This is a genomic window from Clostridium sp. AUH-JLR23, assembly GCF_964238065.1.
GTDB classification, from domain to species: domain Bacteria; phylum Bacillota_I; class Bacilli_A; order Erysipelotrichales; family Coprobacillaceae; genus Allocoprobacillus; species Allocoprobacillus merdigallinarum.
Window position 1 is genome coordinate 20,765 of sequence record NZ_CAXSKY010000026.1, and the last position, 14,195, is coordinate 34,959.

Annotated in this window: 16 protein-coding genes; 2 read left to right on the forward strand and 14 right to left on the reverse strand. The window is 31.3% G+C overall.

The window, feature by feature from the left end; translation table 11 throughout:
• The first annotated feature begins 5 nt into the window (after positions 1 to 5).
• Both ACESR5_RS11330 and ACESR5_RS11335 read left to right on the forward strand, forming a co-directional pair.
• A complete protein-coding gene (locus ACESR5_RS11330; protein ID WP_087304663.1) occupies positions 6 to 446 on the forward strand; it encodes a MarR family transcriptional regulator in 441 nt (146 codons plus the stop codon).
• The gene (locus ACESR5_RS11335) at positions 427 to 1,269 is read left to right on the forward strand and encodes a DegV family protein (RefSeq protein ID WP_373155837.1); all 843 of its coding nucleotides are present in this window, start codon (positions 427 to 429) and stop codon (positions 1,267 to 1,269) included. The genes ACESR5_RS11330 and ACESR5_RS11335 overlap by 20 nt, the downstream gene beginning before the upstream one ends.
• 107 nt (positions 1,270 to 1,376) lie before the next feature.
• On the opposite strand, the gene ACESR5_RS11340 is transcribed toward ACESR5_RS11335, so the two are convergent.
• The 14 genes from ACESR5_RS11340 to ACESR5_RS11405 all read right to left on the reverse strand — a co-directional run bounded on the left by ACESR5_RS11340 (position 1,377) and on the right by ACESR5_RS11405 (position 14,023).
• Entirely contained in the window at positions 1,377 to 2,717 is a 1,341-nt protein-coding gene (locus tag ACESR5_RS11340) for an MATE family efflux transporter (protein ID WP_373155840.1), read from the reverse strand.
• A gap of 71 nt (positions 2,718 to 2,788) precedes the next feature.
• On the reverse strand, positions 2,789 to 3,370 hold the full coding sequence (locus ACESR5_RS11345) for a GNAT family N-acetyltransferase (RefSeq protein ID WP_373155843.1): 582 nt from the start codon (positions 3,368 to 3,370) through the stop codon (positions 2,789 to 2,791).
• 1 nt (position 3,371) lies between these two features.
• Complete coding sequence (locus ACESR5_RS11350) at positions 3,372 to 3,779, reverse strand: secondary thiamine-phosphate synthase enzyme YjbQ (RefSeq protein WP_373155846.1); 408 nt, start codon at positions 3,777 to 3,779, stop codon at positions 3,372 to 3,374.
• A 6-nt stretch (positions 3,780 to 3,785) separates the two neighbouring features.
• Positions 3,786 to 4,256, reverse strand: coding sequence for a GNAT family N-acetyltransferase (locus ACESR5_RS11355; RefSeq protein WP_373155848.1), 471 nt, complete (start codon positions 4,254 to 4,256; stop codon positions 3,786 to 3,788).
• On the reverse strand, positions 4,237 to 4,437 hold the full coding sequence (locus ACESR5_RS11360; RefSeq protein ID WP_087246047.1) for a DUF951 domain-containing protein: 201 nt from the start codon (positions 4,435 to 4,437) through the stop codon (positions 4,237 to 4,239). Before ACESR5_RS11360 ends, ACESR5_RS11355 begins: the two co-directional genes overlap by 20 nt.
• A complete protein-coding gene (folD, locus tag ACESR5_RS11365; protein ID WP_373155851.1) occupies positions 4,427 to 5,287 on the reverse strand; it encodes a bifunctional methylenetetrahydrofolate dehydrogenase/methenyltetrahydrofolate cyclohydrolase FolD in 861 nt (286 codons plus the stop codon). The genes ACESR5_RS11360 and folD overlap by 11 nt, the downstream gene beginning before the upstream one ends.
• Positions 5,288 to 5,402: 115 nt before the next feature.
• Positions 5,403 to 6,815 carry an NAD(P)/FAD-dependent oxidoreductase gene (locus ACESR5_RS11370; RefSeq protein WP_087245979.1) on the reverse strand — a complete coding sequence of 471 codons (1,413 nt, stop codon included), beginning with the start codon at positions 6,813 to 6,815 and terminating at the stop codon, positions 5,403 to 5,405.
• 119 nt (positions 6,816 to 6,934) lie between these two features.
• The gene (locus tag ACESR5_RS11375) at positions 6,935 to 7,861 is read right to left on the reverse strand and encodes an AEC family transporter (RefSeq protein WP_373155854.1); all 927 of its coding nucleotides are present in this window, start codon (positions 7,859 to 7,861) and stop codon (positions 6,935 to 6,937) included.
• A gap of 3 nt (positions 7,862 to 7,864) precedes the next feature.
• Complete coding sequence (locus ACESR5_RS11380; protein ID WP_087245975.1) at positions 7,865 to 8,116, reverse strand: kinase to dihydroxyacetone kinase; 252 nt, start codon at positions 8,114 to 8,116, stop codon at positions 7,865 to 7,867.
• Positions 8,117 to 8,118: 2 nt separating this feature from the next.
• The gene (locus ACESR5_RS11385; RefSeq protein WP_087245973.1) at positions 8,119 to 9,591 is read right to left on the reverse strand and encodes a glycoside hydrolase family 1 protein; all 1,473 of its coding nucleotides are present in this window, start codon (positions 9,589 to 9,591) and stop codon (positions 8,119 to 8,121) included.
• Between the two features lie 91 nt (positions 9,592 to 9,682).
• Positions 9,683 to 10,630 carry a magnesium transporter CorA family protein gene (locus tag ACESR5_RS11390; protein WP_087245971.1) on the reverse strand — a complete coding sequence of 316 codons (948 nt, stop codon included), beginning with the start codon at positions 10,628 to 10,630 and terminating at the stop codon, positions 9,683 to 9,685.
• Positions 10,631 to 10,864: 234 nt separating this feature from the next.
• Positions 10,865 to 12,073: an acetyl-CoA carboxylase biotin carboxylase subunit family protein gene (locus tag ACESR5_RS11395; protein ID WP_373155857.1), complete on the reverse strand. Its 1,209-nt coding sequence runs from the start codon at positions 12,071 to 12,073 to the stop codon at positions 10,865 to 10,867.
• 2 nt (positions 12,074 to 12,075) lie between these two features.
• Complete coding sequence (locus ACESR5_RS11400; RefSeq protein ID WP_087245967.1) at positions 12,076 to 12,831, reverse strand: esterase family protein; 756 nt, start codon at positions 12,829 to 12,831, stop codon at positions 12,076 to 12,078.
• Positions 12,832 to 12,841: 10 nt separating this feature from the next.
• Positions 12,842 to 14,023, reverse strand: coding sequence for an acetyl-CoA carboxylase biotin carboxylase subunit family protein (locus ACESR5_RS11405; RefSeq protein ID WP_087245965.1), 1,182 nt, complete (start codon positions 14,021 to 14,023; stop codon positions 12,842 to 12,844).
• Between the last annotated feature and the right edge of the window lie 172 nt (positions 14,024 to 14,195).

The window sequence follows — 14,195 nt, forward strand, 5'->3', positions numbered from 1 at the left end:
GTTATATGCTAAGTCAGGAATTTCAGGCTGTTTATAATATATTCAAAATGAATTTTTATTCATCTATGTGTGCTACTTCTAAAGAACTCACTATGCAAGAAGCATTTAGCTTAGATATTATTTATATGTTAGGTGAACCCACTATTTTAGAATATGCTAAATATATGGGAATTTCACAGCCTAATGCTACATATAAAGTCAATCAATTGGTAGAAAAAGGATATTTAAATAAAACAGTCAGTCAAGAAGATAAACGATCTTATCATTTAAAAGTTACAAGTAAATTCTTGGAGTTTTATCGTGAAAATGATCATTATATTAAAAAAGCCCTTAAAGAAATTGAAAAACTGTTTAGTAAAGAAGAAGTGAAATCCTTAGAGAAAATGCTTCGTACAATTAGAATATTTATGACGGAGGAAAAGAAAAATGATAAAAATAATTACTGATTCTACATCTGATATTGATTTAAAATATGCAAAGGAACTCAATGTTGAAGTTGTGCCTTTAAAAGTCATTATTGATGGAAAAGAATATAAAGACCGTATTGATTTACAACCAGAAGAATTTTATGATTTATTAGTTAATAGTCAGACATTACCATCTACATCACAACCATCACCTCAAGACTTTGTTGATTTGTATGAAACAGCAAAAAACAACAATGATAGTGTTATTGTTATTACTTTGTCTAGTGTTATTAGTGGAACATATCAAAGTGCTAATCTTGCAAAAGATTTAGTTGATTATGATGATATTTATGTGATTGATAGCTTAGGAACAACGCAGATGCAAAGATTACTTGTATTAAAAGCAGTTGCATTAAGAAATGAAGGTATGAATGCTCAAGATCTCTATACATTTTTAGAAGCATATAAACATCGTATTCGCTTATTTGCTTTTGTAGATACATTAGAATATTTATATAAAGGTGGACGTTTATCAAGAACAGCTGCAACAGCAGGAACACTTTTGAAATTTAAACCTATTATTGGTTTTGATGAAGGCAAATTAGATGTATTTGCGAAAGCCAGAGGGACTCAAAAAGCTACTGCTAAAATTATTGACTTAATTCAACAAGATGGTGAAATGGATTTAGATGAACCTATCTGTATCGGATATACTGGCTCATCTGATGGTTTAGATAAGTTTGAAAATACATTAAGGGAAACTTTACATTTTGGTGAAACATTACATGGTATTGTTGGACCGGTTATTGGTACACATGCTGGTCCTGGGGCTCGTTTAATTGCTTACGTAAAAAAACAATAAATCATCCCTAAGTATTGATTGTCATAGATGATAGCTATGATAATCAATACTTTTTATTATATTGAATATAATCAAAAAAGTATGATCATAAAAATCATACTTTCTCTTTATGCAACATTAAAAGTCTTTAAACGTTTTTGAATAAGATACATTGTAATGATAAATGCTATGAAATCTGCAATTGGTACAGCAATAAAGACACCATATAATCCAAAAATCCAAGAAAGAATTAAAATCAATGGTATCGATAATAAGCATTGTCTTAATAAATTAAGAAAGCTGGATTGTTTAACCATTCCAATTGCCTGAAAGAAATTAGCACACATTGTTTGACATCCAACCAATGGTAAACAAATAAACCAAATGCGTAAAGCACTATTTCCTAATTCAATAATTGCTGGCTCTTGATTAAATATAGAAATAATCATTGATGGGAATAATTGAATCACTAAAAATCCTAAACAAGAAAGAATACTAGAACCTATAATCGTATACTTTAATGTTTCTTTAACACGATGATAATTCTTAGCACCATAATTATAACTAATAATAGGCTGCTGTCCTTGTGTCATACCTGTTAATGGCATCAACATAAGTGTTTGAACACTTGTAATAATTCCTACTGTTGAAATAGCCAAATCCCCACCATACAAACCTAATGTTCCATTAATAACAATATTTAAAACACTTGTTGATAATTGCATTAAAAAGGCTGGCAAACCTGTTTTCATAATCATATATGTATAATGTTTTTTCAACTTCATATGTGATAAACGACATGGAATGATTCCTCTTTTTCCAAATAAGAAAGACAATTGCCATATCATACTTAAACATTGTCCACCAATTGTCGCAAGTGCGGCACCTTCCATTCCCATATGAAATTGAACAATTAAAATATAATCAAAAACAATATTAAAACCTGCTCCTAACAGCTGTGAAACCATAGCGTTTTTAGCATTTCCTTGGGCACGTGAGAAATTGTTTCCACACATGGCTACACATTGAAAAACACCACCATATAAAATAATACTCAAGTAATCACTGGCATAAGGTAAAACCTTTTCACTAGCTCCAAGTATAGTTAATATAGGATCCATAAAAATATTACCTAAAACCATAAAAACAATACCAAAGATAACTGTAATCATTAAAGCATTGCCCTGATAATATTTAGCATCTTCCTCTTCCTTAGCACCTAAAGCAATAGAAAAACGTGTAGCTCCTCCAACTCCTGCCATTAAGCTTAACGCCATCAAAATTAAAGTCACTGGATAAGACACAGTAATTCCTGCTAAACCTAATGATCCTAAATCAGGAGCATTACCAATAAACATTCTATCTACAATATTATAAATAGCATTGACAATCATCCCAATCATAGCTGGTATAGATAGTTCAATCAATAAAGTTAAAACTTTTTGTGACCCCATTCTATCTTTATCCACAATTTTCCCTCCCTTAACGTTTTTTAGTTTAGACATATTGTCCTTCTTTGTCAAGAAACAAAAAAAAGACATTAAATGTCTTTTTCAATATGATGAGGATATTTATTCCAATATTTTAAATAAATAAAATCCTCATCCTTTTTAAAATGATACTGATACATTCTAAAAGTAACTAAAATATTTTTAGGCATCCATTGTTCCTTATAAGAATAACAATATTTCATACCAATCTTTTTCATGACATTTCCACTATGAGGATTACAAACATCATGCGTTGCAGTAATGTATGGCAAATCAGATGTTTTGAATTCTTCAACCATTTTTAGAGCTGCTTCACTCACTATTTCCTGATGCCAAAACTCTTTTCTTAAAGCATAGCCAAAATCATGACTCTCATCACCACTGATTTGAATATATCCAATAGGTCTATCATTTTCCTTTAAACAGATTGCATAATAATAACCATCTTGATTTTTATATTTATCTAAATAATGCGTCTGCAAATAATCTTTTGCTTCCTCGACACTCTGTAATGGAAACATAGGTAAAAAAAGATTAACATCAGGATCACTTAATAATTCATATATTGCCTGTTCATCTCCCATACGAAAATGTCTAAGAATCAGTCTTGAAGTTTCATAAAAGTCTTTCATCTTATCCCTCTATGATTTTAACATAAAAAGTTCTTTGCCTAGGTCCATCAAATTCACATAGATAAATGCCTTGCCATATTCCTAATAAAAGTTGACCACGATGAATGATAAAAGTCTGACTTGGGCCAAAAAGAGTTGACTTAATATGGGCATGTGAATTCCCCTCAAAATGATGATAATCCAAATGTTCTGTAGGAAAAACACGTTCAAAAGCATTGATCATATCTCTAACAACATCAGGATCCGCATTTTCATTGACAGTGATTCCAGCCGTTGTATGTGGTGTATATACCACAACAATTCCTTCATCTATGTGGCAGCGATTAATATCCTGTTTGACGATTTCAGTAATATCATGCATTTGCATACGTTTAGAAAATTGATATTGATGTTCAAATAACATTCTCAATCACTCCTATAAATCTTTTATATACCATCTATCACAAGCATAATGTGGTCCTTGAATAAGGGGTTGTTCCAACGGAATAAACCCGTTTTTTAAGTAGAAACGATTGGCTGCTATCATATTGGAAAATGTTTCCAAATAACATTGCTGATAGTATGTCTTTGCAAAATCTAAGGACAGGTTTAATAATTCTTGTGCTATGCCTGTACCACGTATCGCCTTATAACAATACATTTTCTGCAATTCACATATACCTTCTTTGCCTTCCACTGGTCCTATACCACAACCACCAACAACATGATCATTTTCAACAATCACAAGATATTGTTTATGAGCAGGTTGATAAACTTGATAAAATTGTCCTAAATCTTTATCTTCCCAGGCACAACCTGGTTTATTACCACCAAATTCTATCAGACAATCTCTAATCAGTTTTTCGACTTCTTTATTATCTTTTTCTTCAATCAGACGTATTTTCATGAGCTGGTATAACCTTTTTTAAACGTTTTTCAAAATCACGACGAGAAAACATAACAATGGCTCCACACCCTAAACATTTAATTTTGATATCTGCACCCATACGTATAATTTGCCATTGATTAGACTTTTTACAAGGATGTTGTTTTTTCATTTCAACAATATCGTTTAAATTATATTCCATTTTTGTGCTCCTCTCTTTGTTGATAAGCTTTATAAGTATTTTCCAATAACATCGCAATTGTCATTGGTCCTACACCTCCAGGCACTGGTGTAATATAAGATACAAGATCTTTGACATCTTCATAATCAACATCACCACATAATTTATGATTTTCATCACGATTAATACCAACATCCAACACCACAGCACCTTTTTTAATATAATCTTTATTAAAAAACTTAGGTTGACCAATTGCCGCTATTAAGACATCAGCTCTTTGACATAACGTGGCTAAATTCATTGTACGGGAATGTGCAATTGTCACAGTTGCATGTTTATGCAAACATAGTAAAGCCACTGGTTTTCCAACAATATTACTTCTTCCAACAACAACAACTTCTTTTCCAGTTAAGTCATAATGAATTTCATCTAATAAAACCATCATACCTTGTGGAGTACAAGGTACCAGTCCTTTTTCTCCTAACACAAGTTTAGCTACATTAGATGGATGAAATCCATCTACATCTTTTTGTGGATCAATTAAATGAAGTATTTTGTCTTCATGAATATGTTGTGGTAATGGCAACTGTACCAAGATGCCATCTACAGTATCATCATGATTAAGTTTTTGAATCACTTCAATTAACTTTTCTTCTGTTGTCTGTTCATCCAGTTTCACAATATCAGATAACATCCCTACATAGGCACATGCTTTATCTTTATTGCGAACATATGTTTGACTGGCAGGATTTTCACCTACTAATACAACTGTTAATTTTGGTAGTCTTTGACCATTTTCTTTTAATAAATCAATCTTTTGTTTGAGTTCATCTTTTCGCTTTGCTGCAATCTTTTTTCCATCAATGTTCATAAATGATTACCCCCTCATTATTGTTTCTATTATAATGGAAAATATACCAATTGTAAACTTTTAGCCCCAAAAGAAAAACTACAATAAATACAAAGAGTTTATTGTAGTTATCATTTTATTTATTTAAAATATGTCTCGCAATTAAGATTCCATTAGCTCCTGCCTGAGCCAATCCACGTGTTAGTCCAGCACCATCGCCACCTACATACAGACCATCAATCTCACTTTCAAATCCTTCTCTTACTTTAGGTCTTGCTGAATAGAATTTAGCTTCTACTCCATAAAGCAATGTATGTTCATTGGCAATTCCTGGTGTGACATGATCTAAAGCTTCAATCATTTCAATAATAGATTTCATCGTATTATATGGTAACACAAGCCCTAAATCTCCTGGTACAGCTTCAGGTAATGTTGGAACAGTATAACCTTCTTTTAAACGTTTCACAGTTGTACGACGTCCTCTTTTAATATCACCATAGCGTTGTACAATAATGCTTCCATGTGATAGCATATTGGCAAGTCTAGCAACCTCATGAGCAAATTCGTTAGGTTCATTAAATGGTTCGCTAAAAACATGTGAAACTAATAATGCAAAATTGGTATTATGACTTCCAAGTTTTGGATCATGATAAGCATGTCCATTGGCTAACATTGTCCCTGAATGATTTTCAATAACAACATGGCCACTTGGATTTGAACAGAAAGTTCTGACTTTAGTTCCCACAGATGTATTGTATACAAATTTACCTTCATAAAGATGAGAATTAATTTCATCCATAACAATATTACTTGTTTCTACTCTTACACCTATATCAACCTGATTATTATAAAGTTCTAATCCCTGACGTTTAAACACTTTGGCTAACCATGTTGAACCATCTCTTCCAGGAGCTAACACAACATGAGGAGCATAAATTTCTTCACCATTTTCTAAAACAATCCCTTTAACATGATGATCTTCTACAAGAATATCCTTAACTGCTGTTTTAAATGCCATATCAATATGCTGTTTAAGTTCATTAGACATTTCTGTCATAATTCTCAAATTTTCTTCAGTTCCTAAATGACGCACTTTAGCACGTAATAATTTCAATCCAACAGCATATCCACGTTTTTCAATTTCTTTCACTTTATCAGTCGTTGGATCAGTAATTTCACGTGTTGCACCATGTTTCAAATACAATTCATCCACATAATGAATTACATCTTCAACTTCCTGATTATCTAAATAATCTGTTAGCCAACCACCAAATTCACTGGTAATATTGAATTTACCATCAGAGTAAGCACCGGCTCCCCCAAATCCTGAAGTAATTGAACAAGCAGGTAAACATCCTGGTTCATTTTCTTTAATTTGTGGACAACTTTTAATTTTCTTATCTTTAATAGGACAATGTCTATACATCACATCATGTCCTTTATCAATAAGTAATACTTTTAATTCTGGATTTTTTAAATACAATTCATAACTTGTCATAATTCCTGCTGGTCCAGCCCCAACAATAATGACATCATAATTTTTTTGCATAAAAAAACGCCTCATTTCTGGGGCATTATTAAATAATCCTCATTTATTATATTCATAAAAACTTATCCTTGTCAATAAAATACGCAGAATAAAAATATGTTATCAATTTATAAAACTTTTTATGCCAAGAATAAAGCTACAATCACTGGAATCGTAACAATAGAAAGTAATGTTGTCATAAAAACAGCTTTAGCTGCCAAGGCAACATCTTTTTGATATTCTGTTGCAAATAATACAGCAATATTTCCTACTGGCATAGCAAGCATAATTAAAGAAACGCCAAGTATTAAAGGATCACGAATAAAAGCATTTAAAATAGGATAAGCTATAACTGGAATAACAATCTGTTTTAAAATCGTATATGGATATATTCTGACTTCAGTAAAGACTTCTTTAACTGGAATCGTAGCAAGTGTTGAGCCAATAAGCAACATGGCAATAGGTGTTGTAATATCACCAATCATGGTTATCGTTGAAGACAAAACATCGGGAACCTGTAAACCTGTAAAATAAATAAACAAAGCCACAAGTGAAGCAATCACGCCTGGTGAAAGAAGCTGTTTCAAATTGATTTTTATTTTTTGTACAGAATGATAATTCATAAAAAGAATACCTGCTGTAAACACAAGCAAATTAAAAATCATATTAAAAATAGCAGTTAAAAATACGGCTTGATTTCCAAAAATAGATTTCATAACAGGAAAGCCCATAAAACCGATATTAGAAAACATTGTCATGAAAATATATAAACCTTGTTGTTGAAGAGGAACTCTCATAACTTTGACAATCAAAAAGCCCAAAATAGGTAAAACAAGAAAGATGACAATTCCTACAATAAACACAAAAACAATTTCAGATATTTGTTTTTCAATATTTGTAGATAAAACAGAAGATACAATCAATGCTGGTGTTGTGACCGACAACAAAAGTGTTGTTAAACGTTTATTAAAGTCTACATCCAGTATCTTGATCTTTAATAAAAGATACCCTAAAGCAATCACCAGAAATAATTGTATCATCTGTAAAACAATAACTTTGATATCCACAATCTATCCTTTTAGCCCATGTGCCTGTCTTTCCATATTTTCAACAACAATATCATAGATTTCTCCAAGTGTTGCCCCATATTGTAAAACAAGCCATGGTTCATTGGTATGAAAATGAATTTTAATGAGTTCATCATCACCAACAGCTAATAAACAATCTCCCTGAAAATGTTCTGTAATATAATCATTAATTTCGTCTTCATTTAAGTTTTTTCCTTCAATTAATAACTGTGTATCAAATTTATATTCTAACATTTTTATTCTCCTTCAAATAAACAAGCTCCATTTGTTTCAATAACATGTTTATACCAATCAAAAGATTTTTTCTTATATCTTTTATAAGTTCCATTTCCTAAATCATCACAATCCACATAAATAAATCCATATCTTTTACTCATTTGTTTTGTAGATTCACTGACAATATCAATACATCCCCATGATGTATATCCCATTAAATCTACGCCATCTATTTCAATAGCATTCAACATTTCTCTAAAATGTGCATCAAAATAATCAATACGATATTGATCATCAACTGTTCCATTCACAAGTTCATCTTTAGCTCCTAAACCATTTTCTACAATAAATAATGGTTTTCTATAACGATCATATAAATCAACTAAAGACACTCTTAAACCAATAGGATCAATTTGCCATCCCCAATCAGATGAAGGAATATATGGATTTTTTATTGCCACATTCGTATTGGCTGCAGTTTTCTTTAAACCTTTGTCATCTTTTGCAACACAACTTGATGAATAGTAACTAAATGAAACAAAGTCTACTGGATATTTCTTCATAATTTCTAAGTCATCATCCTGCATTTCAATATGAATACCTTCATTTTTAAATTTAGCTAATAAATAAGCTGGATACTCTCCAAAGACTTGTGTATCACTATAACAATATGTACTTCTCATATCCTGTTGTGCCTGTAAAACATCTTCTGGTTTACAAGTATAAGGATAATATGTCAGTTTTGTTAACATACAACCTACTTTTGAACCAGGAATTTTTTCATGGCAAATCTTTGTAGCAAGAGCTGAAGCTACAAATTGATGATGCATAGCTTGGAAAATAACCTGTTGGAAATTCTGCCCTGGGAAACGGTCTTCAACAAGTCCTCCTGTTGTATAAGGATGTCTAATCATAGAATCTACCTCATTGAATGTTAACCAATATTTGACTTTATCTTTATATCTTTCACAGATGACTCCCACATATTTGACAAACATATCCACAACTTCTCTTGATGCCCATCCATTATAATTTAAAACTATATTTAATGGTGGTTCATAGTGTGACATTGTCACTAATGGTTCGATACCATATTTTAAGCATTCATCAAAAACATCATCATAAAATTTTAAACCTTCTTCATTAGGTTCTTGATCATCACCATTTGGAAAAATACGTGACCAGGCAATAGACATTCTATAAACCTTGAATCCCATTTGGGCAAAGAGTTTAATATCTTCCTTATAATGATGATATCCATCTGCCCCATGTCTTTTTGGATATAAAGAATCATCCTGTGATTTTAATGCATCTTCAATATCTTTTGTTGTAATGGCATTTTGTGCATGATAATCTTGAACATCAATATCTAAATGATGTCTCGCACAATCAGAAACACTGATTCCTTTGCCTCCTTCGTTCCAGCCACCTTCATACTGATTGGCAGCTGTTGCGCCACCCCATAAAAAACCTTCTGGAAATTGTCTTACCATATTATTGTCCTCCTCTTCTTTTCATTTATTATACATGTTTCTTATATTGAATGTTCAAATTTTCAAAAAAAGAAAGATATGTTCCATGTACTTAATGAAACATATCTTTTTTCATAAATATAAACGAAGCAATAACACATGCAATAACGGCAATCAAAGTTGGGACCCACCATACTGGTCCTGGTAAACCTGAAACATTCATTCCATAAAAACTAAAGATAATATTTGGTATTGACATCACAATAGTGATAACTGTTAAAACCTTCATAACAATATTTAAGTTATTTGAAATAACAGAAGCATAAGCATCCATTGTTCCAGATAAGATATTTGAATAAATACTACACATTTCAATGGCCTGATTAATTTCTACTAAAACATCTTCTAATAAATCCTGATCATCTTCATAAAGTTTAATAGATTTTCCACGCATGATCTTATTCAAAGTAATTTCATCAGTTTTTAATGATGTTGAAAAATAAACTAAAGATTTTTCTAATCCAAGCATTTGAATAAGTTCTTTATTTTGCATTGATTTATGAAGTTTTTGTTCAGTCAAAGATGATAATCGATCAATTTGACGTAAATAAATCAAGTATCTTTGAGAAATTCTTAAAAGAAGCTTTAATAAAAATCTCGTCTTCATTTCTGTATGAATACCCTTGACTTTACCTGTTGCCATATCTTCAATATTTAAATTCTCATATAATGAAATTGTAATAATATATCCTTTCATTAAAACAATACCTAATGGTAATGTTGTATATTGTAGAGTCATTTTATCGTATTTTCCTTCAGTTTCTTCTGCACTTGGATAATCGACAATGACTAATGTCTGATTGTAATCATCATCAAAATCAATATGTGAACTTTCTTCTTCATCTAATGAAGCTTGCACAAATTCAGGAACAATTCCCAAATCATTAATTAAAAATTGTTTTTCTTCTTCTGTTGGTGAAACAACATTAATCCAGCATCCTGTTTCTAATGTTTCGACTTTTTTTGTTTCTGTTCCAAAAGTTTTGTAAAATTCGATCATTTTTATCCTCCTCTTCTATAACAGGAGAATATCAATTATGTCTCCTGTTATGCTTTGTTTTATTGTTAATTTCGTATCTTCATCCGGCTCCGGAGACATAATAACACCTTCTTTCTTTCCTTTGCCATTATAACATAAAATATCTGATATAAAAGCCTTTCATTTGTAATTTTTTTGTTTTTTATAAAAAAGATTTAAATCGAAAGTTTCCCTTCAATTCAAATCTTTCTTTTATTAAAACCAATCTGTTCCATCTTCTCTTTTTAAAATATAACGAATCATTTCAAAGAGTTCTTCTTTTGATTTAGATTTCACAATAAAGACATGATTACCCATTGCTCCACTTAATGATTCTGGAACATCTGTTTCTAAGGCTATATTCTGTCCATAAGTTTCTCTAATCTGATCATAGTTATGCATATACCATATTCCTTCTCTACGCCCTGTATATGCTACCCAATATTCACGATGAATATCATAGAAACACTGATTATATTTAATCATATCAGCCCATATTGTATAAACATCGACATTATATGCAAAATCAATCATATCAGGCATATAAGCACCAGGTGCTCTCATGTTAACTTCTAATCCAACAATATCTCCTTTTCTTCCTAATCCTTCTTTATCTTCATCTAATCTAAAGAATTCAAAATGATAAAAACGACTTCTTGTATCAAAAGCTTCTACAACCTTTTTTCCGATTTCATATAAATCCAATCCTTCAACTGGTTGTGAGTAAAAAGCAGTATCACTTAATTCATTTACATTATCCATTATAGAATTCAACATGACATGTGATGAACAAATCAAAATATTTTTATCTTTATCAGTAATTCCATCAAATGTTTCAACATGACCAGGAACAAGTTCCTCAATAATAAATTGAATATAAGATGGCTTTGTCGCAAAGAAATAATCTAATTCATCATCATTTTTCAATTTATATGTTGAACTAGCACCCACACCATTATCAGGTTTAACAATAACTGGATATCCTACCTTGTTCGCAAATGCTTTTGTCGCAAGGTAATCATCAACTTTTCGATATCTGGCAGTTGGTATCCCAATCTTTTGATAGACTTCTTTCATTTTTGATTTGTATTTCATTGGTGATAGATTTTGTATTTTGGTTCCTGTTGTGACATTAAATTCATTTCTTAATGTTGCTTCCAGTTCTAACCAATATTCATTTTGAGATTCTATCCAATCAATTTTTCCATAATGCCATGTAAAATAAGCACAGGCTCTATATACACTTTCATAATTTTCTAAATCATCTACACGATAATATTCTGTTAAGGCAAGTTTTGTATGATATGGCAAGTTTTCATAATTCGCATCACCGATTCCCAAAACACGAACTCCTCTGACTTTTAATCGGTCACAGAAATTGTAAAAATAATCTGGAAAATGTGGTGATATAAAGATAACATTCATTATTATATAACCCTTTCTACAAAATATGGGAATTGAACTTGCCACCAATCCCAATCATGATTCACATCGTGACCCCAAAAATCAATCCATGCTGGGATATCTTTATATTCTAAAAGTTCTTTCATACGCGATGTACTTCTAATCATATCATCTTCCCATGCTCCTTGCCCACAACATAAAACAATACGACAATGACGATACATCTCAACATAAGGATGGTCATAACTCATACCATGAAGATATTGAATTGGTGAATTGCGATAAAGAATATCATCATGATAATCTCCAAAAAACAAATCACTATCATAATATCCACTCAAAGCAATGGTACCTTTAAAAATATCCGGTCTTCTGAACATGAAATTCACTGCATGAGTTGCACCCATTGAACAACCTGTTGTATAAATGCCATCTGCATACTGACCATCACGACCATAAGAATTAATTTCTAAAATTCTTGGAACCAATTCATTAACGATATAATAGAACCACTGTTCCATCATATATGTTCTATGTCCATTATCCATCCCTTCAGCTGACCAAGATTCTTGATCAATGCTATCACAACAAAATAGCTGAATTCGTCCTGCATCAATCAAGTGCTCTACTGTATGCACCATACCAAAATTTTCAAAGTCAAAGAATCTTCCATTTTGTGCAGGAAAAACCAAAATTGGTGTTCCTGAATGACCATAAACCTTAAATTCCATATCACGTAATAAACATTCGCTATATTCCTTAAACCATTCTGTCTTCATATTCTCACTCCTAACCTAAAACAAAATCAACGAATTCATTGACTTGCTCCATATTCTCAAATCGAGCAGTATATGTAAAATTACCCATAGCTCCACTTAAAATATCTGGCATTCTTTCACACATAACCAAATCAAAATGATAACGTGATACAATGTCTTCATGTGTATGAGAATATGAGATACCATCTCTTCTTCCACAATACACACAATGATATGGACGCTGATGATCATAGTCACTATACCCTTTTGTAACCATATCTGCATAGATTTGGTAAACATCAATATTATTGGCATAATTCATCATATCAGGAGTATAACCTCCTGGTGTTCTTAAATTAACTTCTAAGCCAACAATCTCTCCTTTTTGACCTAACCCAGGTTTATCCTCTAACAATCTAAAGAATTCCATATGGAAACATCTTCCAGCTGTATAAAAGGCTTTCACACATGCCTGTCCAGCTTGTTTCAAATCATAAGGTATTTCTCTTAAAGAATAATAATACATACTACTTTGATCATTCACTACATCCATAATGGGATTTGGAAAAACATGTGATGTTTCAAATAAAATCTCTTTATTTAAATTAGCAATACCATCATATGAAATAATTAATCCATTAACAAATTCTTCCATTATATATTGTGTAAAATGTTCTTCCTGATAAAAATGTTCTAACTCCTCCTGATTAGAAATTTTATAAGTCTTTGCTGCCCCAACCCCATTATCTGGTTTGACTACAACAGGATAGCCAACATCATGAACAAATTTTAAACCTGATTCCAAATCAGTGACTAAATGATAACGTGCTGTTTTGACTCCTGCTTCTTCATAAAACTTCTTCATCTTTGATTTACATTTAATATCTTCAATATGGTTTGTATGAATACCTGTTGTAATATTAAAATCCGTACGCAATTTGGCATCCTGTTCAAGCCAATATTCATTATTAGATTCCAACCAATCTATATGTCCATAATGGAAAATAAAATAACCCATCGCCTTTACCATTTCATCATAGTCTTCCATAGAATATACTTGATAGTAATCATCTATTGAATTCTTTAATTCTTCACTTAAATTATCATAAGGTGTATCCGCAATTGCTAAAACTGTGACTCCATTATTTTTTAAACGGTTACAAAATTGATAAAAATTTTTTGGAAAGGATGGTGATATATATACAAAATTCATAAGATAACATTCCCCCTTTTTTATATCCTTTTATCTATTATAACATAATAAAATAAAAAAAATCATCCAAAAAAGAATGAGAATAAAAAAAAGAAAGGGAATAGAATGACTATTCCCTCACATGGACTGGCAGCGTGCTATTTTCGCAGTTGCCTACTATCTTCGCCGCTGT